Source organism: Terriglobales bacterium (genome assembly GCA_035691485.1).
In the GTDB taxonomy this organism is placed as follows: Bacteria; Acidobacteriota; Terriglobia; order Terriglobales; family Acidobacteriaceae; genus JAIQGF01.
Genome location: DASSIZ010000025.1, coordinates 1 through 25150, shown reverse-complemented (window position 1 = coordinate 25150; position 25150 = coordinate 1). Strand labels below are relative to the sequence as shown.

Sequence of the window (25150 nt, the reverse complement as noted above, 5' to 3'; positions counted from 1 at the left end):
AAAGTAAGACAGATCAATTTACCTTCTACTTTCCTCAATTACCCGATTTCACTTTTCACTTTAAATGAACATCTCGTCCTGCGGTTGTCCGGAGTGATTGCGGGCGCGGCGGCCCATCAGCGTGCCCAGGCCGGCGGTGAAGCCCTGGACCACGGCGGCGATCTGGCGCACTGGCGAAATCACCGTGTGATGCACGATGTCGGTTGTTTCTTCCACGCGGTCCATCGTCCGGGTAACGATTTCGTCCGCGCGTATGACGTGTAGGCGCGTGCGATCGATGACATCGGAAACGGTTGCGTCCAGACGTTCCACCTGCGCCCTGATCGTGGCAGTGGAAGCGGCGGCGTCGGCCACCAGTTCCTCGATTTTCGGCTTGGTGGTCTGAATCAAGGACTGCGCGGCTTCCAGCGTGGGCAGGGCACGCCGCTGCACTTCCTCGGCAAGCGACTGCATGCGCGCGGAACTCTTCTTCACCGTGGCCAGGATGGCGAGCAGGATCCCGAGCTGCAACGCCAGCGCTACGCCGATTTCAACGAGCAGGACTGTAAAGCGCGTTTCCATGATTGATCGCCGGCGCGCTTACGCCTTGCTTTCTCCTTCGGTGGCTTCGCGATAGGCCTGGCGTCCCGCTTCGTAAGCCGACTTGAACTGCTCCTTCTGCTGACTGATCACATCTCGGCCTTTGTCCACCCACTGGTTGGCCTGCTCCTTGGCGCGCTGCGCGCGTTCCATCACCAGATTGCGTCCTTCTTCGGCCTGTCTGACCAGGACTTCGCGCGTTTCGCGGCCGGATTTCGGAGCGTAGAGCACGCCCAGTGCAGCGCCGATGCCAAGACCGGTTAGGAACCAGAGGAAGCCATTTCCGTCATTGTCCGACATAAAACCTCCAGACTATTCCTGAAGTTGGCGATGTTAGCACCCGTGGCAATCACGCGGCAAGGAGCAAAGGGACATGTCCAATGTAGACAAAATAAGAATGCAGAATCGGGCAAATGGTGCCTGTGCGGACTCATTGTTCATTCTCCATTCTGCATTCTTCATTCATTCTCACGGTTTCTGCGTTGGGCGCAGTACGATCTCGCTGGCATACGAGTGCGGCGCCTGTGTCACGATCATGGCAACGACGTGCGCAACATCCGTCGGACGCAGCATTTTGCCTGCGTCCCTGCCCTCGTGCGGACTGAGCTCGGATTGCGTGCTGCCGGGGCAAACCACGGACACGCGGATGTTGTACCGGCGTAGCTCTTCCGCCACCGAATAGCTCAGTCCGTTCAGGCCCCATTTCGAAGCCGCGTAAGCGGCGCCGTTTGGCAGAGGGTTTTTGCTGGCGATCGAGGAGATGTTGATGATATCGCCCTGCCCGGCACTGATCATCATGGGAGCGAAGGCGCGGATGGTGTAGAACACGCCGCGTAAGTTGGTGTTGAGGATTCGCTCCCAGTCGCCGGGCGGAAGCTGGTGCAGGGGGCGGCTGAAATCGCCGACGCCGGCGTTGTTCACCAGGATGTCGGCGCGGCCAAATGTCTTCTGAACGCGCGCCGCAAGGGTTTCCACGGAGGAAAGGTCGGCGACATCGCAAACCATTGCCTCGCATTGCCCGCCGGCTGAGCGAATCTGTTGCGACGCGGAATCCAGGGTCGCCTGCGACCGGCCGCACAAGATGGTGTTGGCGCCCATTTCCGCCAGGCGCATGGAGATTGCAAGCCCTATCCCGCGACCGCCGCCGGTAACGACGGCGATTTGGTCGCGCAGTAGTAAGGTGCCGTGATCCGTCATGCCGAGCCTCTTCTCCGCGCCAGTGGCCGTTTTCAGGAGCGCCGGCGCATGCCGCAAAGCATCCAGCAGCTAGGAAACCCGCATCAAATCAGGCGGGAAAATCTTTAATCGAAACGCAACTTGCCTTGGACGAGGTACATTCTTATAATCCCTTGCCTTGTGCATTCTGCTCTTTAGAAGCAGAACCATGGCTGGCGGTAGTAGGAATTTGCCGTTCGGGTCCGGGCGTGCGGCAGGTTTACAGGCGCGTATCATCTTCGCCTTCCTGGCGTGCGTGAACAGACGTCTCTGATTTTCCCGCGGAATCGACGTAAGGAGCCATCGCATGAAGAAGTCGCTCATCCTATTTGTGCTGGTGCTTGGCGCCGTAGCCATGGCGCAGACGAGCGCCGACCCGCAGGCCCAGTCGGCACAGGGCGGACAAACCGCGCAGGCCGGACAGGCCGCGCCCACTGGACCCACCATCAAGGACCCGGCTGAATACAACGCCTACGTTACCGCGCTCAACCAGTCCGATCCCACCACCAAGGCGCAGGCGCTGGAAACCTTCCTGCAGCAGTACCCCAATAGCGTGGTGAAGGTAAGCGCGCTTGAATTGCTGATGGCCACCTACCAGCAACTGGGCAATTCGCAAAAAGTAACCGACGCCGCGAACCGGTTGCTCCAGGCCGATCCCAATAACCTGCGAGCGCTGGCGCTGCTGACCTACCTCTATCGCCAACAAGCCGAATCCGGCGGAGCTAATGCCGCGCAGTCGTTGCAGCAGGCAGCGCAGGTCGCCCAAAAAGGCTTGCAGATAGTGCAAACTGCTCCCAAGCCGGCTGAACTTTCGCCGGCAGACTGGGAAAAATTAAAGACGCAGACGGCGGTAATCTTCGCCGGAGCGGCCGGCATGGCGGCGCTGCAGCAGAAGGACTACGCGAACGCAGAAAAGTATCTGACCATCGCGGCTCAGGCCCAGCCCAACGATCTGCGCAATGTTTACCCTCTGGCGCTGGCGTATTTGCAGCAGAAGCCGCAGGACGTGCGCGGCTTGTGGTATATCGCGCGCGCCGCCAACCTCGCTGCTGGCACTCCGGCAGCAGCGCAGATCACGGCCTACGGCAAGCGCGCGTACACCGTTTATCACGGCGGCGATGATGGCTGGGACCAGCTGCTGGCGCAAACCAAGACCACCCAGGATCCGCCGGCCGGATTTGCCATCAAGACGGCGCCCACTCCCGCGGAGCAGGCGGCAACCCTGGCCAACACCAAGCCGGTGGACCAGATGTCGTTTGACGAATTCCAGCTCATCCTGACTTCTGGAAACCAGCAGGCTGCCGACAAGGTATGGAGCGCAATCAAGGGCAAGCCGATCGCGTTCGAAGGCAAGGTGATCAGCACCACCAAGAATTCGCTGCAGCTGGCCGCGACGGTTGACGATATCCAGAACAACAAGGCGGACGTCGAGTTGACGTTTGAATCCCCCATCGCGGCTTCGCTGGTGCCGAAAGAAGGCGCCATGGCGAAAGTGCAAGGCACGCCGGCTACCTACGACCCGAACCCGTTCATGATTCACATGACCAGCGGGGCATTCGTCGGGCCGCCTCCCAAGGCTGCCAAGCCTCCGGCGCGCAAGCCTCCGGCGCGGAGAAAGCCGGGAACCTAGAAACGCATATCGGGAGCAACAGAAACCAGAAAGGCTCGGCGGAAGCTGGGCCCTTCTTTTTGTCGATGACGGCTACCGCGCCGCCTTTTTCTCCAAAGCAAGAGGACGCGCGCTGCGGGGAGGACGTCGAGCGCCGTCGCGCAGGCTGCGGACATCGACCTTCAGTTCGGTGATGGTGCGGCTGAGCGTGTTGCGGTGCATGCCCAACTGGCGGGCGGCTTTGCACTGGTTTCCCTGGTTTTCCTGGAGCACGGCCAGAATGAATCGCTTCTTGAATTCCCGCACCGCTTCCGAATAGAGAATGCCGCTTTTGAACATCTGTAGGACCAGGGCTTCCAGTTGGTCTTTCACGGGACCTCTCCTTTTATAACCGTCCGAACGTTGCTATTTACCCGGGCCCAAGCCCGGTCCGGGAGCAGCATTTCGATTTGCAGGCGCGCCCTCGCGGATGTTGCCAATGGCTTTCATGCCCGCTCGAAATTGCTGCCGTACCTGCGATGGGGCCACCCAAATCGCCGCCCGCGCCAGCACCAGCAGATAAGGCGCGGTGCGCGAGCGGGCCAGCAGCGTGGAATCCGGCGAGAACGAAGCCACCGCGAGCAGTGAAATCATCACTACCAAGACCCCTCTCACCAGCCCGAACATCATGCCCAGCAAGCGATCGAACCAGCGCAGTCCGACTTCTTTCATTCCGAACCGCGCGATGCGCCCAATCGCTCCCGCCAGCAGAACGACCACAAAAAAAATCGTAACAAACCCGCAGAGATCCGCCACCCACGGCGTCTTCACGTACGGCGAGTACCAGGGGGCCACCTGTCCGTATCCCCAAGCCGCAAGCAGATACCCTGCCACCACTCCGCCCAGGGAAAAAACTTCGTACGCCAATCCCTGGGAAGCCGCGACCAGCGCCGACAACAAAATGACGGCCACGATCAGCCAGTCAATGCCGGTCATGCGGCCATTCTCGCCAACTGTTCCTCATGCCGCCTGTACCTGCAGTTCCCTGCCGGTCAGGCGGCGATACGCTTCCATGTACTTCACGCTGGTATTGTCGGCCACCTCCGGCGGAAGCGATGGCGCCGGCGGCCTCTTGTCCCAATGGATCTTCTCCAGGTAATCACGGACGTACTGCTTGTCGAACGACTCCTGGCCGCGTCCCGGCACATACCTGTCTGCGGGCCAGAATCGCGAAGAATCAGGAGTCAGGACCTCGTCGGCGAGCACCAAACCGGCAGCGGTGCGGCCGAATTCAAATTTTGTGTCGGCAATGATGATGCCGCGCGCGGCGGCGTAGTCGGCGGCCGCCTGGTAGATGCGCAAGCTGAGGTCGCGCAATTGCTCGCTGAGCGCCGGCCCCACGATTTTCTTCATCTCCGCGTAGGATATGTTCTCGTCGTGTCCGGTGGTCGCCTTGGTGGCGGGGGTAAAAATCGGCTGCGGCAGTTTCTCGGATTCGCGCAAGCCATGCGGCAACGTGATGCCGCACACCGAACCTTTTTCCCGGTATTCCTTCCAGGCCGAACCGGAGACATATCCGCGCACCACGCACTCCACCGGAACCATGTCGGCATGCACCACGAGCATGGAGCGTCCGCGCAGTTGCCCGCTGTACTTGCGCACATGCTGCGGGAAGCGGTCCACGTCGGCGGTGGCCAGGTGATTGGGAACAATGCCTTTCAGGAAGTCGAACCAGAACAGCGAAAGCTGCGTCAGCACGCGGCCTTTGTTGGGAATGCCGGTGGCGAGCACGTAGTCAAACGCCGAGATACGGTCGGTGGCGACGAACAGCAGGTGCTCATTGTCCACGCGGTAGAGGTCGCGCACTTTCCCGCTCGCATAGAGTTCGAGGTCCGGGAAGTCTGTCTGCAACAGGACGTCTTGTGGGGAATGGGTCACGACAGAAAAAGTATTGTTAGAGAACGTCGCGTATTCTAGTCGACCAAACTTTTTTGTCAACGGCCTGTCACAATGGCAAGCGGAGCGCGGAACAGCACCAAGAAAAATATTGACAGCCGAGCCGTTTACGCGAAACCGGCGTCCGTGGCCGCTTTGAAGAGCGGGGAATGTGGAAATCAGAAACTTTGAATGGTTGCACTCGATGGCCGATCAGGCATTCGGCGTCGGACAGATTTTGCGGCGCGTCAATCTCCCATCCCTGGTTCTTCAATTCTTCATCAAGCGCTGGCCGCCGCCGGGGTGTTCTCGTGGAAGCGCACGGACACCAGCTTCGACACCCCGGGCTCCTGCATGGTGACGCCGTACATCACCGGAGCCACGCCCATTGTTTTCTTGCTGTGGGTGATGAGAATGAATTGCGTGGTGTCGCTCATTTCGCGCACTAATTCGGTGAAACGGCCGACATTGGTCTCGTCCAGCGGCGCGTCCACTTCGTCCAAAATGCAGAACGGGCTGGGCTGATACTGGAAGATGCCGACCAGGAGCGCGAGCGCGGTGAGCGCCTTCTCTCCACCGGATAGCAGCAGGACATTCTGCAGCTTCTTTCCCGGAGGCGAGGCCACTACGTCGATACCGCTATCGGCTGCGTTCTCCTCGTCCGTCAACCGCATGAACCCGTTGCCGCCTCCGAACAGTTTACGGAAGGCCGCCTGGAAATTTACATTGATCGCGGCAAAGGCTTCCTGGAATTTCTGCCGCGAAATGGTGTCGATCTCGCGGATTGCGTTCTGCGTGTTTTCGATGGAGTCCATCAAATCTTTGCGTTGCGTTTCCAGGAATAAATGCCGCTGCGCCGCTTCCTGGTACTCCTCCAGCGCCATCATGTTGACCGGGCCCATGTTGTCCAGCTTCGTGCGCAACTCGCGGTAGGCAGACTCTTCCAGGTCCAGTTGTTCCCCGACGAGCTGCGCAATCGTCCCGTCACCGAGCAGGGTGTCGGCGGTGACGCCCAGCTCGTTCATCGCAGTCTCGCTCATGTGCTGCTGATCGGATTGCAACTTGGCGACTTGCGCGGAAAGTTCGCCGCGGCGGTCTCGTACCGTATCCATCTCCTGCCTCGCGGCGCGCAGTTGGTGCTCAATCTCGACCAGCCGTCCGCGGACCTGCTCGGATTCGGCCTGCAGTTCGGTTTCGTGCACCTCCGCCTGCTCTTTGTCGGCGGTGAGCGCCACCAGCTGCTCCGCGATCTGAAGGTTTTCGATCTCCCGTTGCGCCTGTTCCGCGGCGGCCATTTGCTGCTGCGACTCCAAGGCCTCCACGCGCGACGCAATGTCGGCCACCATGGTTTCCACGCGCGCTACCGCCGCCGAGGCAGCGCGGCGCCGTTCTTCTACGGCCGCCGCCTGGGCCTTCATCTCCGACGCCAGTTGCGCCGCCGCGTCGCGTGCGGCGCGCAGTCCGGCAAGGCTCTCTTGCGCGGCAGCCGCTTCCGACTCCAGCAACCCGCGGCGGCCGTCGCAGTCCGCAAGCTCGACCTGCTTCTCGGCTACCAGCGCCGCGTTGGCAGCCCGTTCGGTGGAGATGTGCAACGCTTCGCGTTCGGCCAGCTCCACCCGCTCCGCAATGCGCGCGACTTCTCCTTCCAGCTGGCGAAGAGTGTGCCCGGTGGTGAGGGCGGCCGTGTCGGCCTCGCGCCTCTCCGCTTCCAGGCGCTCCAGCAGCGATGTGAGGTCCGCGATTTCGCGCGCCAGCGCCGCGGCACGGCGCTCTTCCTCCCCAAGCGCCCGTTCCACGTCGGAGAGCACGCGCATCACATCGCGCAGCTCGCGCTTCATGGAGAGCGGGCCTTCGCTGCGCTGCTTGCCTCCGGTGACGGTGACGTTGTGGAAGCACTCGCCCGATTCGGAGAGGAAGAACGCATCCGGATTTTCCAGCGCCAGCTCGCGCGCCACACCCGGGTCGGGAACGATGTAACCGTCGCGCAGCTTCGGCAAGATCACTTCCAGGGACTTGCCGAAGCCGTTGAGCACGCGAATGGTCTGCTTCAGCGGACGAACCTGCTGCGCGTGATGCGGCGCCTGGTGCGCGGCTTCGTCGAGCACAAACGAGAAGCGTGCCTGCGAGTCGCTGGGATGGACCAGGAAGGTCGCGCGCCCGTCCACATCGGTGCGCAGAAGCCGCATGCCTTCATCGGCTGCGTCCCACGATTTCACCACGATGTAATTCAGCTCGTCGCGCAGGTAGTCTTCCACGACATGCTCAAAACGGTCTTCCACCTCCAGGAAGTCGGCGAGCACTCCGGCGGGCGCGAAGCCGTGGTTCAGCGCGCCGGACTGGAACAGGCGGCGCACCGACTCGGTCGAATAGCCGTGCTCGGCGATCACCGCCTCCAGCGATCCTTTCTTGCCCAGCGCCGTGGCGTACTCGGCGCGCAGCGTGTCAAGGTGGCGCTTGGATTCCGTTTCCGCCGCGCGTTTTTCGGTGATCGCGGCGCGCGTCTGCTCGATGTCTTCCGCCAGCGACTTGACGCGCCCGGAGGCGCTCTCAAACTCGAAAGCGATCTGCCCGCGCTGGTCCCCGAAGGTGTCGATCTGGAGCCGTCCGGATTCGATTTCATTGTTCAGGCGGCGCAGCTCACGTTCCAGCCCGGTGATTTTCTCCTGCGCCCGCGTGACCTGATCGCGGACGGAGGAACTGGCCGCGACCGCCTCCATGATGGCGGCGCGCCGGAACTCCTGCTGGCGCTCGACCTCCGACAGGGCCGTCGCGGCGGTTGCCGCTTCCTGCTGCGCGCCGGCAGCCTGCATCTGTGCCGCTTCCAGCTCGCTTTCCGCCGATTCCAGGCTCCGCCGGTAGGATTCCCGTTCCGCCTCGATGCCGACCAGGCGGGTCCGCGTCTGCGTCAGCTCCGCGGCCGCCGATTCGGCGCGGCGCGTCAGCTCCGCGCAGCGCTCTTCGTTGGTGCGTTGGCGGGAAAAGGCGCGGTCGATCTCGCGCGTCAGGGCCGAAATGCGCTCGTGATTGTTGCGAACATCGGTCTCGATGGAGTAGCCGCGCTGCGTGCTTTCCGCCTGCTCGAGTTCCAACTCGCCGACAATTTGCGTTTTCGCGCGCAGCTCTTCGGCCAGCTGGCTTAGAGTTGTGTCCAGCTCTTCTGTCTCGCGACGCAGTTGGGCGAACTTGCCGGCCAGCACCAGGCGCAGCTTGCCGCGCATTTCATCGCGCACCCGGGCGTAGCGTTCCGCCTTGGCAGCCTGGCGCTTGAGCGAGTTCATCTGCCGCGTGACTTCCTCGAAAATATCGTTGACCCGCGACAGGTTCTGCTTGGCTTCTTCCAAGCGCGCTTCTGCCAGGCGCTTGCGGGTCTTGTACTTGGTGATTCCCGCGGCTTCTTCGATGATGGCGCGGCGGTCGGTCGGCTTGCTGGACAGGATCTGACCGATCCTTCCCTGCTCAATAATCGCGTAGGACTCCGGACCCAGCCCTGTTCCCATAAAAATGTCCTGGATATCCCGGAGACGGCACAGCTTGCCGTTCAGCAGGTATTCGCTGTCACCGGAGCGAAACAGGCGGCGCGTGACCACGACTTCCCCGGCTCGAAAGCTGGCTTTGAACTTGCGCCGGCGAATTTTCAGCACCACTGTCGACGGTCGATGGCCGGCGGCCGACGGTTCGCCTTCCTGCGTGGTAGAGAGCCCGGAACCATCAGTGACGCCGTTATCGTCTGAGGCGCGGCCCCCCGACTCGTGAGCAGTCGCAAATTCTTGTTTGGCGTGGGCCTCGGACCCGTTTTCCACCTCGACCGCAGACCGCAGACCGTCAACCGCTTCCCCCGGCCCCGGCTGCACTTCGCTCAAATACTCTTCAGTTTCCGCGGCGGCTTTTTCGCGCAACGCAGCTTCATCCCAATCCGCTTCCGACATTTCATCGTGGATCTCGATCTCAGGCGCGGCCTGGGCATCGGGACCGTCGTAAACGTCGGGATCGATCAGCGTTAGCGACACCTCAGCCATGCCGGTCGGCTTGCGATCGCGCGTGCCGGCGAAGATGACATCCTCCATGCGGGTGCCGCGCAGGGTGCGCGCGGACTGCTCGCCGAGCACCCATGCAATGGCGTCGCCGATGTTGGATTTGCCGCAACCGTTGGGGCCGACGATGGCGGCAATGCCGTCGCCGTGAAACTTCAGTTCGGTGCGGTCGCAAAACGATTTGAACCCGAGGATGTGGAGCTTCTTGAGTTTAAGCAACGTCAACTCCTTCAACTGCTAGGCCGGCGTGTAGTCGCGCCAACAAGCAAAAATCAAGCTGGCCGGGACGCTCCATTGGCTGGTCCCACAACGTTGCGTTCAGCCCGCGGTTGCAGGCGACGCGGCGCGTTCTGGCTGGAAGAGACGCCGCTCCAAGTTCTCTTCCCGGTAAGGCCGGGTAGCACGGATTTGAAGCCAATGTACCGTTGCAGGGGGGCGGCGTCAAGATAGAAAACGCTATATATTGGGGCACCCTGTGGAAGAACCCAGCATATCGCACCCGTGTTGCACACAGCAGGCGACGCATCACGAACAGTCCACTGGTTTGGAAGAAGGAAGGAGGCGGGAGACTGCCCGGAGCAAATGGAACTGTAGCGCAATCGGTGCAACGAAGCAATTGCTTTTCGGATACTGGACGCAAAAAACCGGGGGCGGCAGAGCGCCCCCGACCAGTCCGAATGCTTTACTGTCCCAGGATTTGGAAGAAGCGGATGATGGACTCGATCCCCCGGTAGAAGTTCGGGATGTGGAACTTCTCATTGGGGGCGTGCAGGTTGTCGTCGGGCAGGCCCATGCCCATCATCACGCTCGGAATTTTCAGCTCGTTCTCGAAATCGGAGACAATCGGAATCGATCCTCCCGAACGGATGTAAACCGTGTCCTTGCTGAAAATTTCGTGCAGTGCGTCGGTCGCAGCCTTGATGTACTTGTTGTCGGTGGAGACCACGCACGCCGGACCCTTGCTGTGGACCTTGATGTTGATGTTGACGCCCTTCGGCGCGAGACTCTTCACGTAGCTGGTGTACTTCTTGAGAATGTCCTCGGGTTCCTGGTCCGGCACCAGGCGCATGGATACCTTGGCTGAAGCGCGCGCCGGTATCACCGTCTTCGCGCCTTGTCCGACGAAGCCGCCGGGCATGCCATGCACCTCCAGCGTCGGACGCGCCCAGGTGCGATACAGCACCGAATAGCCGGGTTCGCCGGTGAGCACGTTGGAGCCGACCTCTTTCTTGCGGTACTCCTCTTCATTGAACGGCAGGCGCTTCCAGGCTTCCAACTCGGCCTTGGTGGGCTCTTTGACTTTGTCGTAGAAACCGGGAATCAGGATCCTGCCATTGGCATCCTTCAGCTTGCTGATGATCTCGACCAGCGCAAACAGCGGATTGGGCGCGGCGCCGCCATAAATGCCGGAATGCAGGTCGGTCATGGCCCCCTGCGCCTCAATCTCGGTGTACACCAGGCCGCGAAGACCCACGCACAGCGTAGGCAGGTCGGGCGCGAACAACTCGGTGTCGGTGACTAGCGCGAAGTCCGCCTTCAGCTTGTCCTTGTGCAGGCGAACGTAGTCAGCGATCGATTCCCCGCCCACCTCTTCTTCGCCTTCCAGGATGACGCGAACGTTGATCGGCAGCTTGCCCTCGGGCTTCATCAGCGACTCGAAGGCCTTCAATTGCATCCAGAGCTGGCCTTTGTCGTCCACCGCGCCGCGGGCGTAGATGTTGTTATTGCGCTCGGTCGGTTCAAACGGCGGCGTCTTCCACTCGTCAAGCGGCTCGGCAGGCTGCACGTCGTAATGGGCGTAACAAAGGACCGTCGGCTTGCCGGCTGCATGAAGCCAGTCGGCATAAACCAGCGGGTGCGCGTTGGGTCGCTCCTTGGTTGCCGTGGGAATGATTTCCACGTGCTCGAAGCCAATCCGCTTCAGGTCGTCGGCGCAGACCTGGGCAGCTTTTTCGGTGTCTTTGTTGTGCTCTTCCAGGGTGCTGATGCTGGGGATTCGCAGCAGGTTCTTCAACTCTTCCAGGAACCGCTTCTGATTTTCGCGAGCGTAATTGAGCGCGGTGGATGTCGCGGCGGTAGCCATCGTGGATCTCTCCTCTGCTGGCGCAAACCAGCTATGAAGCTCAAAACATTCCAGCAAACCAAAAAGTATACATCGCAGGCGCGTGGGCAGGGCGGAACGCAATCAACCCCGGGAAAAGAGAGTACCGGGATGGGATTAGAGCGCCTGGTTGCGCTGCATTTGCTCCAGCAGGCGGGAATTGCCGCAGGCAGCGGCGAACTCGGCATGCACGCGGGCGCGATCGAAATCGCCTTCCGCAATATAAATCTCCCCCAGCGCGACATGGGCGTCCGCAAGGGTTGGCTTCTTCTCCAGCGCCGTCAGCAGGTGGCGCTTGGCTTCCTCGCGCCGGTGCTGGACGCGCAGAAGCTGCGCCAGTTGGTAGTAACCTTCCGCCCACTCCGGATTCTGCTCGAGCGCGCGTCTTTGCCCCTCGACCTGGCGGGCGGTTTCCTCGTCCAGGGCTTGGTCGGCGATGCGGCGGAAAAACGAATCGTCGGACATGGGTGATTACGATCGGAACTTGCGCCTTTTCGAAACCATAGTATCCTGCGGCCAAAACCTCAGCGAGGCAACCATGAAGCGCGGCATCGGATGGGTCTTGGGTGTGACGATGTTGGCTGCACTGGGTCAGGCTGCTCACGCGCAGTCGAGCGAACCCGCCCCGAACAGCGATTCCGCGTCCCCTGCCCAGGAAGACACCACGCCCCGGAAAGCGCATCGTGTCTGGACCAACGAAGATGTTGAGAACATCAAGGGCGGCATCAACATTGTCGGTGAAGCGAACGAAAAGCCCAATGAGAAGACGACCACCGATCAGCCCGGCGACAGCGGATCGCCGGCGAGCGCAGCCGAAACCTGCCAGAGCGATGAATGGTCGGCAGCGGTGGAGGCGACCGCGCAAGCGCAAGGCGTCGCCCTTGATCGAAAATTCTGGCGCACGAAATTATTCGGCGACCTGTGCTCTTCCGGCATACAGATGGAAGCGGTCGGCCGCCGCATCACCGGCGATTACACTCTGGACGACGGCACCCGCCTGCGGCTGAGCACCATTATGCTGTCGCACGGTTTTCCGAAGTCAGAGGACATGGTTGCCGAGACCGATGCTGGCCGTCCTTACATCGTGTCGTGGAAGAAGCGCCCGCTGGTCCTCACCAGGGTGGATTACATTGTTCGCATCCATAGCAATGGCATGAACACCTACACGATTTCGAAGATGTACATGCGCAATGCGCTGACCGGAAGAGAGCTTCTGTTCGACGTCACCACCGATCGCATCGCCGACATCGAGGGAACACTGCAGTTGAGCGTCAGCAAGAGACCGTAGCGAGGTGAATTTTTCCGGCGCACCACTCTTTTGGCTTGAGTGGGCGTTGACTATGTGATCCAGCCGCCGCCGACCACCAGGTCGCCGTCGTAGAACACTGCCGCCTGACCGGGAGTAATGGCGCGCTGCGGCTCATCGAAGGTGGCCAGCACTTCATCGTCTCCGATCCTCTCGAGCACGGCAGGAGCCGGCTCGTGGCGATGGCGGATCTTCACCGCGACTCTCATCGTTTCCTCAAGCTCGCGCACCGCAATCCAGTTCAGCCGTCGCGCGCGCAATGCCTTGGAGCACAGCTCTTCCCCGCTGCCCACTACCACCTGGCGATTGCCGCCATTGATGCCCAGCACGTAGAGGGGCGAGCCGGTGGCAACGCCCAGGCCCTTGCGCTGGCCGACGGTAAAGTTATGAATGCCGGGGTGCGCGCCGATCACCTCACCGCTGGTTGTGACCAGTTCACCGGAGGTGTCGGGCAGCGACTCACCCTGTTCCGCGAGATAGGCATCGATGAACTGCTTGTAGTCGCCGCCGGGGACAAAGCATATCTCCTGCGAATCCGGCTTCTCGGCCAATGCCAATCCGTGCTGCCGCGCCAGTTCCCGCACTTCCGGCTTGCGGAAATTCCCCAGCGGAAACAGCGTGCGCGAAAGCTGCTCCTGCGTCAGGCCAAACAGGAAATAAGTCTGGTCCTTGCTCAAGTCGGCAGGCCGGCGCAACAGCCAACGATCCCGCGCGACGTCAAACTCCACGCGCGCGTAGTGCCCTGTCGCAAGCTGCTCGGCGCCGATCTGGCGCGCCGTAATCAGCAACTGGTCGAACTTGAGGTGGTTGTTGCACAGGCTGCACGGAATCGGCGTGCGTCCGGACAGGTACTCGCCGACGAACGGGCGCACGACCTCGTCCTCGAAGCGGCGCTCCTGGTTCACCACGTAGTAAGGGATGCCCAGCGTCTCGGCGACGCGGCGAGCGTCGTACACGTCATCGAGCGAGCAGCAACGCCCGGTGACAGTTTCGGGCATGCCGTTGTGACCTGCCAGCCGGCGCTGGTTCCACAGCTGCATGGTCAGCCCGATCACCTGCCGGCCCTCGGCGCGCAGCATGGCCGCGACGGTGGAGGAATCCACACCGCCCGACATGGCTACGGCAATAGGCGCAAGGCTCAAGGCGATCGTTCCAGAAACCATGGCCGCAGACCAACGCAGACCAGCATGGATCTGCGTTCATCTGCGCAAATCTGCGGCTAAGCTTTATTGTAAACCGGCGATAGCTCTCGCAGCCGCGCAACGGTTTCCGGCAGCACGGAGAGCAGCAGGTCCACGTCTTCGCCGGTGTTCTGCTTGCCGATGGAGAAACGCAGGCTGGCGCGGGCGCGGTCGGGCGACAGACCCATGGCGGTGAGCACGTGCGATGGTTCGATCGCACCGGAGGAGCAGGCGGCGCCGGTGGAAACCGCAACCCCCTTCAGGTCCAGGGCAATGACCAGCGCCTCGCCCTCGATGAAATCGAAGTAGATGCTGCTGGTATTGGGCACGCGCGTTGCCCGAGCGCTGTTCACGCCGACCGCATCGATGGTCTCGACGATGACGCGCTCCAAGCGATCGCGCAGGGTGCGAATGCGCTCCACCTCGCCATTGGTGAAACCGGCGAGCGCCATCTCCGCCGCCTTGCCGAGACCCACGATGCCCGCGACGTTCTCTGTCCCCGCCCGGCGCGCGCGTTCGTGGCGTCCGCCGTAGAGCATCGGCTGCAGCAGCGTTCCCTTGCGGACATAAAGCGCGCCGATGCCCTGCTGGGCGTGAATTTTGTGCCCGGAAATCGACAGCAGGTCGCAGCGGATGGCGCTCACGTCAATCGGCACTTTGCCGGCGGCCTGCACGGCGTCGGTATGGAAGTAAACGTCCGCCTCGGCGGCAATGGCGCCAATCTCGTTCACCGCTTGCACCACGCCGGTCTCGTTGTTGGCCATCATGATGCTGATGAGCCGCGTATTGGGCCGCAGTGCGCGCTTCACATCGTCAGGTGAAACCAGCGCCTGCCCGTCCACCGGAATGCACGTCACCTCGCAGCCGAGGGCTTCCAGGCGCTTGCAGGCATTGAGCACGGCATGGTGCTCGATCGAGCTGGTGATGATGTGGTCCCCCGGGCGCGTGATGCCGAACAGGGCGAGGTTGTCGGACTCCGTGCCGCCGCTGGTAAACACGATCTCCGACGCGCGGCAATTGAGCAGGGCTGCCGCCGACTCTCGCGCGCGCTCCACCGCCGCCCTCGTCTGCTGGCCGTGATGATGGATGGACGACGCGTTGCCGAACTGCTCGATGAAGTACGGCTGCATCGCCTCCAGCACCGGCGGCAGAAGCGGCGTGGTGGCGTTATTGTCGAGATAGGCGCGGCGCATGGACAACTCTTAGCTCTCGGCTCAGGTTCTTTTAACTTGCCTGACTTTTTAGATGTCATGGCGTCAAGGCACGGCTCAACCAAGGATAACGAAGTCCGCATCAATACGGGACTTTAATCGTCCGCGCGGCTGAGGAGGCGCGCTCGGGTATAATTCGCCGCTTTCCTGGAGCGCAAGATGAAGCAGCCGGAAAATCGCAGCTCGTCCCCGCACCCGAATCGCCGAACTTTCTTGAAGACCGCCGCAGCCGCCGCCGGAGCGGCCATGATTCGCCCGGCGCTTGCAACCGAAACGCCGCCCGCTCCCTGGTCCTCGCTCAAACCGGCGGCCTTCGACCTCGAAGAACTTACCATTGCCGAGATGCAGAAGGGTCTCGCCTCGGGTAAATTCACTGCCCGCAGCCTGGCGGAAAGCTATCTCTCGCGCATCGACACGCTCGATAAACGTGGTCCCGCGGTTAACGCCGTCATCGAAATCAACAAGGATGCTCTCCAGATCGCCGACGCGCTCGACAAGGACCGAGGCAAGCCCCGCGGGCCCCTGCACGGCATCCCGGTCCTGATCAAGGACAACATCGGCACGCACGATCGCATGATGACGACCGCGGGTTCACTCGCCCTTCTCGGCTCCACTCCGCCGAGGGATTCAACCGTTGCCGCCAAGTTGCGCGCGGCCGGCGCAGTGATCCTCGGCAAGACCAACCTGAGCGAGTGGGCGAACATTCGCTCCAACCGCTCCACCAGCGGATGGAGCGGGCGCGGCGGCCAGACTCGTAATCCCTACGTCCTGGACCGCAATCCGTGCGGTTCCAGTTCCGGCTCCGGCGTCGCCGTTTCGGCCAACCTGTGCGCGGCCGCCGTCGGCACGGAAACTTCCGGTTCCATCATATGTCCTTCGACCACGAACGGCATTGTGGGCATCAAGCCCACCGTTGGCCTGGTAAGCCGTTCGGTGGTGATCCCCATCTCCCACACTCACGACACCGCCGGACCAATGGCACGCACCGTCGCCGACGCCGCCGTTCTGCTGACCGTACTCGCCGGTTACGATCCGCAGGACAGCGCCACGGAACCACTGCGCGACAAGCCCGCGGTGGATTACACGCGCTCCCTCGACCGCAGTGGCCTGCGCGGCGCGCGCATTGGAGTGTTGCGCAAGAATTTCGGTTTCAGCGACGCTGTCGATCGGCTGATGGAGGACGCGCTGGCGGAGATGAAGCGCCAGGGCGCCGTGCTGATCGATCCCGTCGAGGTGGCCACAACCCAGATCGGAGAGTCCATTCTCGAGGTCTTTCTGACCGAACTGAAAGCGGACTTGAACGCCTACCTGGCCGCCCTCGGCCCGTCGGCGCCGGTGCATTCGCTCAAGGAGGTCATCGAGTTCAACGAAAAACATCGCCGGGAGGAGATGCCTTACTTTGGCCAGGACTTGTTCGAGAAGGCGGAGGAAAAGGGGCCGCTGTCCAACAAAGACTACCTGGCGGCGATGGAGAAGAACCGCGACCTCTCGCGCACCAAAGGCATAGACGCGGCCATGGACAAGAACCAGTTGGACGCGATCGTGGGACCGTCCGGCGGCCCTGCCTGGACCACCGACCTGCTCAATGGCGATCGCTCGCGCGGCGGTAGTTCCGGCCTGCCGGCCGCTGCCGGGTATCCGCACATCACCGTGCCGGCCGGGTTCGTGTACGGGCTACCGGTGGGGATTTCGTTTTTCGGCCGGGCTTGGTCCGAAGCCGTGCTCATCAGGATCGCGTATGCATTCGAGCAGGCCACGCATCACCGCAAGCCGCCGCAGTTCGCACCCACGGCGGACTTGAGGGTGTAAGGCCTCGTAATACAGCGCAATACGAGGTATACTAGATGTATGAAGAAGCTCGACAAGATGATCAGCTTCCGCGCCGATACCAACAACATTGCAGCGCTCGACACTCTCGCCACGGCAAAAGATCGCCCGCGGAGCTATCTCCTCAACGAGGCACTCGTGAATTACATCGAGCTGCACGCCTATCAGGATGCTCTCGTCCGTAATGGCCTTCGGCAAATGCGAAAAGGCCGTCTCCTGACTCATGAGGAGGTGCTAAAACGGCGCAAGTCGAGGCGCCGCAAGCAGGCGTGATCTATTGGACCGAGCAGGCGGTCGACCAATTGGACCGTGCTGAGCAGTACATTGCCCTGTCGAACTCAGAGCAGGTCGCTGCCAATGTTGCTGGCAACATCGCGAATCAAGTTCAACAGCTAATGGCCTTTCCCCTGTTGGGCCGGCCCGGCCGGGTAGCGGGAACGCGAGAACTGGTGATCTCCAATATGCCGTTCATTGTCGCTTACAAAGTCCAAGCTCAAAACATTGTGGTCCTCGCGCTCTATCACGGGGCTCAGCGGTGGCCGGATATGTTTTGATCCTGCTTCCGGGTTTCACCCTGGAATGCTGAACCTATTTTCTCTGCAGCCGCGGTCTGCCTTCATCCGCTTCCGAGCCGCGCCTCCGCAGCGTCGGATGGACCGCGTCAGTGCCGTCGATGCGATGCGCGTTTTCCATGCCCTCCAGCCGCGCTTTCACCTCGGCGAACTCGCTGGTGTCCACAATGTACTCGTCCTTTGCCGGCAGGTACTTCTCAATCTCCTCCTGCGCGCGCTTGATGCGGTCGCCGGTCATGGGATGGGTCGTAAATGCCTTGGCCATGAATCCGTGCTTTTGTTTTTTCTCCTGGCTATGCAGCTTCTCGAAGAACTTGACGAATTCCTCCGGGTCATAGCCGCTGGCGTACTGGTACTCCAGGCCGAGCAGGTCGGCTTCGCGCTCGGCGTCCCGGCTGAATTTCAGAAATGACATGGGCATGACCAATCCCACCGCTTGCCTCACCGCGTATCCGGCGGGGCCGCCGATAAAGATCAATGGCAGCGATGCCAGGTTGAAGATCTCCGACCGCGTCGCATTCCGGGTGGCATGGCGTGCCGCCACGTGCGCGATTTCGTGTGCCATTACGCCCGCCAACTCCGCCTCATTGTCGGAGGCCAGGATCAGACCGGTGTTGACGTAAAAGAATCCTCCCGGCAGCGCAAACGCGTTCACCTCGTCATCGTCCACTACCTTGATCGTGAAGGGCACGCGGGCATCGGAATTTCGCACCAGCTTCTGCCCAATTCGATTTACGTACTCCGTGATCACCGGGTCGCGCACCAGCTTTGCCCTCTGCTCCACCTGCGCGGCCAACTGCTTGCCGAGCGCCTGTTCTTTCTCGAGCGAGTAGAGATCGAAGCCGCGTCCTACATGCCGGTCGCCGATCTTCGCGATATCGTATTTTTCGGCGAGCGGCTTTACCCGGTGAGGGGTCACCGGAGGAGAAGCGGCCGCCGGCGGCCGCGGTTGTGTCGGCGCTTCCGCCAGCATCGAATTGCTCTTGTCCGAGAGCTGCAGACTTGGAGTCTGCTGCTGCGGCGATAACACTCCCAGGAAGGGCGGGCTCTGGCTCACATGGGCCAGTTCGCGAATTTCGATCGCCTGCACGTTGGGAGGAGTCGTAGTCTCCGGTCCTGCTGTCCCTTCCCCGCTCCATGCCGGAATCGCCACCGTTAATGCCAGCAAGCCGGCGCATGCTGCCTGACGCGCGGCGTTTTGCAATTGGGTTGGCTTCACAGCGAGGAGGGCGAGTAGATAGGACCCAGGAACCCGCACGGTGCACCGTTTCTCAGCCGATTCGGACTGCCGCGCCTTCAATCTGCGCGGCTTCGTTAGAGCAACAGTTCCGCTGTTGCTCCTGCATTAGTCAGCTTCAACATGAGATTACCTATTAGTATCTCTGGTTGTCATCCCCCTTCCGTAGCCCGGGGGTTTGCGGCCCATCCGCGAAGATGTATTGACAAACGCAACCTCCCCATTTAGACTTAGCACTCGATCGGCAAGAGTGCTAACACTCGGCCCGGAGTAGCCTCTCGTACGACTTGAGCTGCTCTTGCTATGTGGTTTGTAGCTAATGGCTTAGCTCCAAACTCAAGAACCACAACCCATTGTCTGTTCGACCAACAAGGAGGTCATTTTCATGGCTAAATTCACCCCCCTGCATGACCGGGTTTTGGTCCGCCGGGTAGAAGAGGCAGAAACCACCCGCGGCGGCATCATCATTCCCGACACTGCCAAGGACAAACCGCAGGAAGGCGAGATCATCGCGGTGGGCAAAGGCAAGGTCAACGAAGATGGCAAGGTCCGTCCCCTGGACGTGAAAGAAGGCGACCGCGTCCTGTTTGGCAAGTACTCGGGCACGGAAATCAAGATCGACGGCGAGGAACTGATCATCATGCGCGAGGAAGAAGTTCTCGGCATCCTCTCCGGCGCGCGCAAGGAAAAGGAAGAAAAGGCCGGCGCACGGCGCTAGGTCAGGAATTCAGATTCACCACGACATCGTCCCCGCCGAGGAAGGCCGGGCTACAAAGATTCGAACGAGGAGAGTCAAATTATGGCGAAACAGATTGTTCATGGCGAGGAATCGCGGCAGGCGATCCTCCGCGGCGTCAACGTACTGGCCGACGCCGTCAAGGTCACGCTCGGTCCCAAGGGCCGCAACGTGGTCATCGAAAAGAAATTCGGTTCCCCGTCCATCACCAAGGACGGCGTAACCGTGGCGAAGGAAATCGAACTGAAGGATCCCCTGGAGAACATGGGCGCGCAGATGGTGCGTGAAGTCGCCAGCAAGACCAGCGACGTTGCCGGCGACGGTACCACTACCGCCACCGTCCTGGCGCAATCCATCTTCCGCGAGGGCGTTAAGACGGTCGCGGCGGGCGCCAATCCCATGGCCTTGAAGCGCGGCATCGAGCAGGCCGTTCGCGCTGTCGCAGGCTGGGTAGACAAGGACGGCGAACGCACCTCGGGCGCGCTCGACAAGTTCAGCAAGCCCGTAGCCGGCGACATGAACGCCATCGCCCAGGTCGGCACCATCTCCGCCAACAACGACGAGACCATCGGCCGCATCATCGCCGAGGCCATGAAGAAGGTCGGCAAGGACGGTGTCATCACCGTGGAAGAGTCCAAGACCATGGAAACCTCGCTCGAGGTGGTTGAGGGCATGCAGTTCGACCGCGGCTACCTGTCGCCCTACTTCGTTACCGACCCGGAGCGGATGGAAGCCATCCTGGAAGATCCCTACATCCTGATCAACGAAAAGAAAATCAGCTCGATGAAGGACCTGCTGCCGCTGCTGGAGCAGATCGCTCGCGCCAGCAAGCCATTGCTGATCATCGCCGAGGATGTGGAGGGCGAAGCTCTCGCCACCTTGGTGGTCAACAAGCTGCGCGGCACGCTGCAGGCCGTCGCCGTCAAGGCCCCGGGCTTCGGCGATCGCCGCAAGGCCATGCTGCAGGACATTGCCATTCTCACCGGCGGCAAGGCCATCACCGAAGACCTTGGCATCAAGCTCGAGAACGTTCAACTCTCCGACCTCGGCCGCGCCAAGCGCGTCACCATCGACAAGGACAACACTACCATTGTCGAAGGCAAGGGCAAGCCGGGCGAGATCGAAGGCCGGGTGAAGGAAATTCGCGCTCAGGTCGAAAAGACCACCAGCGACTATGACCGCGAGAAACTCCAGGAGCGGCTGGCCAAGCTCGTGGGCGGAGTGGCGGTGATCAAGGTCGGCGCCGCGACCGAGACCGAAATGAAAGAGAAGAAGGCGCGTGTCGAGGACGCCATGCACGCCACCCGTGCGGCCGTCGAGGAAGGTATCGTCCCCGGCGGAGGCGTGGCCCTGCTGCGCTGCGTGGATGCCATCGACAAGCTCAAGCTGCACGGCGATGAATTGATCGGCGCCAACATCGTGAAGCGCGCGCTCGAAGAGCCCCTGCGCCAGATCGTCGGCAACGCCGGCGAAGAAGGCGCGGTGGTGGTCGGCAAGATTCGCGAGTCCAAGGATGCGAACTTCGGCTACAACGCGCAGACCGGCCAGTTCGAGGACCTGGTGAAGGCCGGCGTCATCGACCCGACCAAGGTCACTCGTACCGCGCTGCAGAACGCGGGCTCGATCTCGAGCCTGATGTTGACCACCGAAGCCCTGGTCGCGGAAATCCCGGAGGAGAAGAAAGCTCCCATGGGCGCTCCCGGCGGCCACGGCGGCATGGGCGATATGTACTAAAGGCAGCAGCTAGCGGCCAGTAGTTAATGGCTAGCGAAAAACCAGGCCCCGCTCGCAAGAGCGGGGCTTTTTTCTTTGTGCGGATGCGCCCCTTGTAAGCGCCATATAGTAGCGGGAGGAACAGATGTCGTATTAGCGGAACTGGGAGGAGCTAAGACCTGTTCCGCCGCAGCCACAGCCACGCCCCGAGCACCATCAGCGACCACCCGCTGAGCATGTAGAATCTCGCAGCGGGGTCGTCGAATTGGTCGTATTTAACGCCCGCGAAAGAAAGGCCAACACCGAATAAGAAACTCGCCACCGCGAGTGGGCGCGCTCGTGGACCGAATACGCGAGGCCACAACTCAACCAGGAGGAAATTCTCCGCCACCTTGACGAACACAACGTAAGCCAGCCCCAGGAGCATGGGCACAATGACGAGTTCGTCTGGGACGTTCATATTCGAGACGTTCAATTGTCGACCATCGACCGTCGACTCACAACCCCCGCGGCCACTGCGGTGTTCGCACGACTTCGTGACCTTCGTTCTACTCCCACCGGACACCCTCGTCCCCGCCAATCCACTTGCCTGCCATCGCGATTCGCCCAACAATGGAGCCCTCTCCCCCCACAACAACCGAGAGGTCCGCCATGCTCATGCAGCAGACGCTGGTCCACGAAACCGCCACCACGCCCCAGGTCCGCACCGTCGAGGGCGTGCCCACCCGCACCGACATCGCCTTCACCGACAAGTCCGGAGTGGAGAACAAAGCCATCCGCAAGGACGCCGAGAAGGCGCTGAACAAGCTCGGCCCGGCGCTGCAGCGGCTGCTCAAGAAAGACGAGTTCGTGGTCTACGTCGCCGGCGCCTGCGCGCCCATGGGCTTCCTCGAGCAGTACAGCTTCGGATACTTCGCCCAGTTCGTCAGCCGCGCCGTCCTTGTCTTCACCAACCAGCGCCTGCTCGCCTTCCGCGTCAACAGCGACGGCAAGTGGCGACAGAGCGTCCGCGGCTGCTCGCTCGGCGACCTGCGCTCCGCCAAGCTCACCGGCTGGATCGTCCGCTACCTCAAGCTCGTGTACGCCAACGCCAAGAAGGAGTCCTACTGGGCGCTGAAGTCGCGCGACAAGGCCAAGCTCCAGGCCCTGCTGCCCAAGCTGATCTCGGCCGCCGCCAGCCAGGGACACGCCCAGGCCATGCAACCGCTCTGCCCCACCTGCGGCGCCGCCCTGGTCGAGCGCCAGTACGCCTGCTCCGGATGCGGCCAGAAGTTCCGCAGCGAGGATTCCCTGTGGTGGCGCACCTTCATTCCCGGCGCCGCCTACTTCTACGCCCGCCAGACCGGCATGGGGGTGCTTCACGCCATCACCGACAGCTTCGTCTTCCTTTACTTCCTGCTGATGATGGTTGGCGCCTTCGCCGCATCCGCCGCGCAGAAGAAAGCCGACCTCTGGATCGCGGTGGGGTTCGTGGCCTTCATCCTGCTGCTGGAGCGCTCGCTCGCCCTGTTCCACGCCCGCCGCTTCGTCCGCGAATTCATCCCCGAAGACGGCACCGCCCACATGGCCGTAGCCGCAACCCCGAGGTAGCTCGCTGCATAGTTGTATGGAGAGCGCTCGCCCTCGAGCGCCAGATCGCGCTGTGCCACGCTGGCCGCTTTGTCCGCGAATTCATCTACTTCTTGCTCTCCTTCGATCCGGCTTCCACCAACTTCTTCGTCATCAGCACCAGGCCCAACACCTGCGTCCACTCGGAAACGATATTCCCCACCACCTGCCCCCATTTTCCTTGCGCGTCCATGTGGACGAACAGGGCCACCCACAGCGCGCCTGTGATCAGCAGGAAGATGCTCAGCGAGTGCTCGCGCAATGCTTCTTCCACCCGGCCCGGCAGGATACCCGCTGGCTGCTTGCTTTCTGCCGAGCCTTTTTCGTACAGGCGCTTGGTCGCCAGCACCATTACCACCACGCCGCTCCAGTCAGCAATGGCGTTGCCAAAAAACGAACCCAGGTGGGTCTGCGGCGATGAGCCAGCGTACATCCCAATCCACAACAGGAGAATTCCGCCGGCCACCAGGGTCAGCGAATGTCTGCCCCACCAGTTGCGACGATTACGTGCAGTCATGGAGCAATAGTTGCGAGTCCCGGGTTGCGAGTTGCGACATTTCTCGACGCCGGACCGCAACTTGACCCGTACTTCCCCGCTCCCGTATCCTCGCCCACATCAGGAGGATGGCATGCGTCGTATCTCGATCACCTTACTTGTGGTGCTGGCTGTCGCCGCCATGGCGCAACAGGCCACCAAGAAATCGGCAGACACCAAGTCCCAACCGGCAAAGACGGAAGCCCGGCACGCCTACACGCCCAAGGACGTGCAGTGGGGACCGGCGCCGCCGTTCGTGCCGCCGGGCGCGCAGCTTGCGGTGCTGGAAGGCGATCCCACGGCAAGTACCGGTGACTTCACCGTGCGCGTGAAAACTCCGGACGGGTACGTGGTGCCGCCGCACTGGCATCCCAAGCGCGAGAACGTCACCGTCATCTCCGGCGCCATGGCACTGGGGATGGGCGACAAGTTCGACGAGAAGAATATGACCATGCTGCCGGCTGGGAGCTTTGGCTACCTGGATCCCGACATGCATCACTACGTCAAAATGAAGGGGGCGACGGTGGTGCAGATCCACGGGCCTTCTCCCCTGCAATTCAACTATGTGAATCCGAGCGATGATCCCAGCAAGAAGAAGTAACGGGAAACCTTTGCCGGGAAGCGGCATCCTTAGGCTCATGAGACGAATCCGAATCGCCGCTTCCCTGCTGCTCTTGTTGACCCTTTCCGCGGTGCCGGAGATGGCGCAGACCTCCGCGCCGCATCGCGAGCCATCCATGGGCGACCCCGAATGGGCCAAGGCCAAGCTGGCGCAGAGTCCGCGTCATGGCGAATGGATCACCGTCAAGCACGACAGCCGCAGCGTGCAGGCATTCGTCGTCTATCCGGAAGTCAAAAAGAAGGCGCCGGTGGTCATCGTCATTCACGAAATATTCGGGATGACGGACTGGGCCCGCGACATTGCCGATCAGCTCGCCGCGCACGGATATATCGCGATCGCGCCCGACTTGCTCTCCGGCATGGGACCCAACGGCGGCCGCAGTGATTCGTTCCCCAGCGGCGATGCGGCCCGCGAGGCCAACTCCAAGCTCCCGCCCGACCAGGTGATGGCCGACCTCAACGCTGTCGCCGACTACGCCAAGAAGCTCCCTGCTTCGAACGGCAAACTGGCGGTGTCGGGTTTCTGCTGGGGCGGAGGCATGTCGTTCCAGTTCGCGACCGTGCGCAAGGACCTGGGTGCGGCCTTTGTTTTTTACGGTCCGCCGCCCCCATCCGGCGCGCTGGCGAACATCACCGCGCCGGTGTACGGCTTCTATGCCGGCAATGATGCGCGCATCGATGCCACGATTCCCGACACCGAAAAAGCGATGAAAGCAGCGGGAAAGAAATACGAGCCGGTCGTCTACGAGGGCGCAGGACACGGCTTCATGCGCGCCGGCGAAGATCCGCAGGCCTCGGGGCCTAATAAGAAGGCGCACGATGACGGGTGGCAGCGTTGGTTGAAGCTGCTCAAGAGCCTCGAATAGAGGGGATTGCGGAATGCCGCAGGCAGCAGACGTCCGCGGTCCCTGGCGAACAGGAGCCGCGGCAGCTAAGTGCCTTTGCGTTTCACACCAACTCGTGGCGCCGGCTCAGTACGAAGGGGCTTCGTCGCCACCGGCGTAGGGCCGAGCTTGCTGCGAAGCAATTCCGCCTCCGCCTGCAGCCAATCGTCCAGAGCACGGCCGTGCTCGCCTCCGCGCTTTTCGAAAAGTTCATACGCGCGGGAACGAATTCTCTCTTCCACATTTGTGACTTGTGCGGGATTGCTGCGA

25 protein-coding genes are annotated in these 25150 nt (G+C 61.7%); 10 read left to right on the top strand and 15 right to left on the bottom strand.

The window, feature by feature from the left end; all coding sequences use genetic code 11:
* Window positions 1-60: 60 nt before the first annotated feature.
* The 3 genes from VFI82_03540 to VFI82_03530 all read right to left on the bottom strand — a co-directional run bounded on the left by VFI82_03540 (window position 61) and on the right by VFI82_03530 (window position 1776).
* Window positions 61-561 carry a hypothetical protein gene (locus VFI82_03540; GenBank protein ID HET7183730.1) on the bottom strand — a complete coding sequence of 167 codons (501 nt, stop codon included), beginning with the start codon at window positions 559-561 and terminating at the stop codon, window positions 61-63.
* Window positions 562-579: 18 nt separating this feature from the next.
* A complete protein-coding gene (locus tag VFI82_03535) occupies window positions 580-879 on the bottom strand; it encodes a YtxH domain-containing protein (GenBank protein HET7183729.1) in 300 nt (99 codons plus the stop codon).
* Between the two features lie 168 nt (window positions 880-1047).
* Window positions 1048-1776 (bottom strand): SDR family oxidoreductase, encoded by a 729-nt coding sequence (locus VFI82_03530; protein HET7183728.1) that lies wholly within the window; start codon window positions 1774-1776, stop codon window positions 1048-1050.
* A gap of 325 nt (window positions 1777-2101) precedes the next feature.
* Here VFI82_03530 and VFI82_03525 point away from each other — a divergent pair, with 325 nt between their 5' ends.
* Window positions 2102-3424: a hypothetical protein gene (locus VFI82_03525; GenBank protein ID HET7183727.1), complete on the top strand. Its 1323-nt coding sequence runs from the start codon at window positions 2102-2104 to the stop codon at window positions 3422-3424.
* A gap of 72 nt (window positions 3425-3496) precedes the next feature.
* Here VFI82_03525 and VFI82_03520 read toward each other — a convergent pair whose 3' ends face one another.
* From VFI82_03520 to VFI82_03495, 6 genes are all read right to left on the bottom strand, one after another.
* On the bottom strand, window positions 3497-3775 hold the full coding sequence (locus VFI82_03520; protein ID HET7183726.1) for a helix-turn-helix domain-containing protein: 279 nt from the start codon (window positions 3773-3775) through the stop codon (window positions 3497-3499).
* A 33-nt stretch (window positions 3776-3808) separates the two neighbouring features.
* Window positions 3809-4378: a CvpA family protein gene (locus VFI82_03515; GenBank protein HET7183725.1), complete on the bottom strand. Its 570-nt coding sequence runs from the start codon at window positions 4376-4378 to the stop codon at window positions 3809-3811.
* Window positions 4379-4402: 24 nt separating this feature from the next.
* Window positions 4403-5293, bottom strand: a complete 891-nt coding sequence (locus VFI82_03510; GenBank protein HET7183724.1) for a phosphoribosylaminoimidazolesuccinocarboxamide synthase — start codon at window positions 5291-5293, stop codon at window positions 4403-4405.
* A 305-nt stretch (window positions 5294-5598) separates the two neighbouring features.
* Window positions 5599-9567 carry a chromosome segregation protein SMC gene (gene smc / locus VFI82_03505; GenBank protein HET7183723.1) on the bottom strand — a complete coding sequence of 1323 codons (3969 nt, stop codon included), beginning with the start codon at window positions 9565-9567 and terminating at the stop codon, window positions 5599-5601.
* A 463-nt stretch (window positions 9568-10030) separates the two neighbouring features.
* Window positions 10031-11431, bottom strand: coding sequence for a dipeptidase (locus VFI82_03500; GenBank protein ID HET7183722.1), 1401 nt, complete (start codon window positions 11429-11431; stop codon window positions 10031-10033).
* Between the two features lie 135 nt (window positions 11432-11566).
* Window positions 11567-11914 (bottom strand): hypothetical protein, encoded by a 348-nt coding sequence (locus VFI82_03495; protein HET7183721.1) that lies wholly within the window; start codon window positions 11912-11914, stop codon window positions 11567-11569.
* 73 nt (window positions 11915-11987) lie between these two features.
* Between VFI82_03495 and VFI82_03490 the strand changes: the two genes are divergently transcribed.
* The gene (locus VFI82_03490) at window positions 11988-12737 is read left to right on the top strand and encodes a hypothetical protein (GenBank protein HET7183720.1); all 750 of its coding nucleotides are present in this window, start codon (window positions 11988-11990) and stop codon (window positions 12735-12737) included.
* Between the two features lie 50 nt (window positions 12738-12787).
* On the opposite strand, the gene mnmA is transcribed toward VFI82_03490, so the two are convergent.
* Window positions 12788-13918 carry a tRNA 2-thiouridine(34) synthase MnmA gene (mnmA, locus tag VFI82_03485; protein HET7183719.1) on the bottom strand — a complete coding sequence of 377 codons (1131 nt, stop codon included), beginning with the start codon at window positions 13916-13918 and terminating at the stop codon, window positions 12788-12790.
* Window positions 13919-13974: 56 nt separating this feature from the next.
* Window positions 13975-15129 (bottom strand): cysteine desulfurase family protein, encoded by a 1155-nt coding sequence (locus tag VFI82_03480; GenBank protein HET7183718.1) that lies wholly within the window; start codon window positions 15127-15129, stop codon window positions 13975-13977.
* Window positions 15130-15306: 177 nt separating this feature from the next.
* On the opposite strand from VFI82_03480, the gene VFI82_03475 reads away from it, so the two are divergent.
* The 3 genes from VFI82_03475 to VFI82_03465 are packed head-to-tail and all read left to right on the top strand — an operon-like array spanning window position 15307 to window position 17528.
* The gene (locus tag VFI82_03475) at window positions 15307-16956 is read left to right on the top strand and encodes an amidase (GenBank protein HET7183717.1); all 1650 of its coding nucleotides are present in this window, start codon (window positions 15307-15309) and stop codon (window positions 16954-16956) included.
* Between the two features lie 39 nt (window positions 16957-16995).
* Window positions 16996-17247: a hypothetical protein gene (locus VFI82_03470; protein ID HET7183716.1), complete on the top strand. Its 252-nt coding sequence runs from the start codon at window positions 16996-16998 to the stop codon at window positions 17245-17247.
* Window positions 17244-17528, top strand: coding sequence for a type II toxin-antitoxin system RelE/ParE family toxin (locus VFI82_03465; protein ID HET7183715.1), 285 nt, complete (start codon window positions 17244-17246; stop codon window positions 17526-17528). The genes VFI82_03470 and VFI82_03465 overlap by 4 nt, the downstream gene beginning before the upstream one ends.
* Before the next feature lie 34 nt (window positions 17529-17562).
* Here VFI82_03465 and VFI82_03460 read toward each other — a convergent pair whose 3' ends face one another.
* Window positions 17563-18714, bottom strand: a complete 1152-nt coding sequence (locus VFI82_03460; GenBank protein HET7183714.1) for a M48 family metallopeptidase — start codon at window positions 18712-18714, stop codon at window positions 17563-17565.
* A gap of 454 nt (window positions 18715-19168) precedes the next feature.
* Here VFI82_03460 and groES point away from each other — a divergent pair, with 454 nt between their 5' ends.
* Both groES and groL read left to right on the top strand, forming a co-directional pair.
* On the top strand, window positions 19169-19501 hold the full coding sequence (gene groES / locus VFI82_03455) for a co-chaperone GroES (protein ID HET7183713.1): 333 nt from the start codon (window positions 19169-19171) through the stop codon (window positions 19499-19501).
* A gap of 81 nt (window positions 19502-19582) precedes the next feature.
* On the top strand, window positions 19583-21253 hold the full coding sequence (gene groL / locus VFI82_03450) for a chaperonin GroEL (protein HET7183712.1): 1671 nt from the start codon (window positions 19583-19585) through the stop codon (window positions 21251-21253).
* Between the two features lie 151 nt (window positions 21254-21404).
* On the opposite strand, the gene VFI82_03445 is transcribed toward groL, so the two are convergent.
* Window positions 21405-21692: a hypothetical protein gene (locus VFI82_03445; GenBank protein HET7183711.1), complete on the bottom strand. Its 288-nt coding sequence runs from the start codon at window positions 21690-21692 to the stop codon at window positions 21405-21407.
* A gap of 191 nt (window positions 21693-21883) precedes the next feature.
* On the opposite strand from VFI82_03445, the gene VFI82_03440 reads away from it, so the two are divergent.
* Window positions 21884-22822: a hypothetical protein gene (locus VFI82_03440; GenBank protein ID HET7183710.1), complete on the top strand. Its 939-nt coding sequence runs from the start codon at window positions 21884-21886 to the stop codon at window positions 22820-22822.
* Window positions 22823-22907: 85 nt separating this feature from the next.
* Here the strand turns inward: VFI82_03440 and VFI82_03435 are convergent, their stop codons facing one another.
* Window positions 22908-23357 (bottom strand): hypothetical protein, encoded by a 450-nt coding sequence (locus tag VFI82_03435; GenBank protein HET7183709.1) that lies wholly within the window; start codon window positions 23355-23357, stop codon window positions 22908-22910.
* A gap of 112 nt (window positions 23358-23469) precedes the next feature.
* On the opposite strand from VFI82_03435, the gene VFI82_03430 reads away from it, so the two are divergent.
* Both VFI82_03430 and VFI82_03425 read left to right on the top strand, forming a co-directional pair.
* A complete protein-coding gene (locus VFI82_03430; protein ID HET7183708.1) occupies window positions 23470-23976 on the top strand; it encodes a cupin domain-containing protein in 507 nt (168 codons plus the stop codon).
* Window positions 23977-24013: 37 nt separating this feature from the next.
* Window positions 24014-24862, top strand: coding sequence for a dienelactone hydrolase family protein (locus tag VFI82_03425; GenBank protein ID HET7183707.1), 849 nt, complete (start codon window positions 24014-24016; stop codon window positions 24860-24862).
* Window positions 24863-24927: 65 nt separating this feature from the next.
* Here VFI82_03425 and VFI82_03420 read toward each other — a convergent pair.
* Window positions 24928-25150, bottom strand: a 223-nt coding sequence (locus tag VFI82_03420; GenBank protein HET7183706.1) for a DUF2934 domain-containing protein, incomplete at its 5' end; no start/stop codon positions are given.

Excerpts from the sequence above, each read along its gene's own strand:
- mnmA (HET7183719.1), bottom strand. The coding sequence starts at position 13,918 with ATGGTTTCTGGAACGATCGCCTTGAGCCTTGCGCCTATTGCCGTAGCC.
- VFI82_03530 (HET7183728.1), bottom strand. The coding sequence starts at position 1,776 with ATGACGGATCACGGCACCTTACTACTGCGCGACCAAATCGCCGTCGTT.
- VFI82_03535 (HET7183729.1), bottom strand. The coding sequence starts at position 879 with ATGTCGGACAATGACGGAAATGGCTTCCTCTGGTTCCTAACCGGTCTT.
- VFI82_03525 (HET7183727.1), top strand. The coding sequence starts at position 2,102 with ATGAAGAAGTCGCTCATCCTATTTGTGCTGGTGCTTGGCGCCGTAGCC.
- groES (HET7183713.1), top strand. The coding sequence starts at position 19,169 with ATGGCTAAATTCACCCCCCTGCATGACCGGGTTTTGGTCCGCCGGGTA.
- VFI82_03425 (HET7183707.1), top strand. The coding sequence starts at position 24,014 with ATGAGACGAATCCGAATCGCCGCTTCCCTGCTGCTCTTGTTGACCCTT.
- VFI82_03475 (HET7183717.1), top strand. The coding sequence starts at position 15,307 with ATGAAGCAGCCGGAAAATCGCAGCTCGTCCCCGCACCCGAATCGCCGA.
- VFI82_03435 (HET7183709.1), bottom strand. The coding sequence starts at position 23,357 with ATGACTGCACGTAATCGTCGCAACTGGTGGGGCAGACATTCGCTGACC.
- VFI82_03440 (HET7183710.1), top strand. The coding sequence starts at position 21,884 with ATGCTCATGCAGCAGACGCTGGTCCACGAAACCGCCACCACGCCCCAG.
- VFI82_03540 (HET7183730.1), bottom strand. The coding sequence starts at position 561 with ATGGAAACGCGCTTTACAGTCCTGCTCGTTGAAATCGGCGTAGCGCTG.
- VFI82_03470 (HET7183716.1), top strand. The coding sequence starts at position 16,996 with ATGAAGAAGCTCGACAAGATGATCAGCTTCCGCGCCGATACCAACAAC.
- VFI82_03480 (HET7183718.1), bottom strand. The coding sequence starts at position 15,129 with ATGCGCCGCGCCTATCTCGACAATAACGCCACCACGCCGCTTCTGCCG.
- VFI82_03500 (HET7183722.1), bottom strand. The coding sequence starts at position 11,431 with ATGGCTACCGCCGCGACATCCACCGCGCTCAATTACGCTCGCGAAAAT.
- VFI82_03490 (HET7183720.1), top strand. The coding sequence starts at position 11,988 with ATGAAGCGCGGCATCGGATGGGTCTTGGGTGTGACGATGTTGGCTGCA.
- VFI82_03515 (HET7183725.1), bottom strand. The coding sequence starts at position 4,378 with ATGACCGGCATTGACTGGCTGATCGTGGCCGTCATTTTGTTGTCGGCG.
- VFI82_03495 (HET7183721.1), bottom strand. The coding sequence starts at position 11,914 with ATGTCCGACGATTCGTTTTTCCGCCGCATCGCCGACCAAGCCCTGGAC.
- groL (HET7183712.1), top strand. The coding sequence starts at position 19,583 with ATGGCGAAACAGATTGTTCATGGCGAGGAATCGCGGCAGGCGATCCTC.
- VFI82_03430 (HET7183708.1), top strand. The coding sequence starts at position 23,470 with ATGCGTCGTATCTCGATCACCTTACTTGTGGTGCTGGCTGTCGCCGCC.
- VFI82_03445 (HET7183711.1), bottom strand. The coding sequence starts at position 21,692 with ATGAACGTCCCAGACGAACTCGTCATTGTGCCCATGCTCCTGGGGCTG.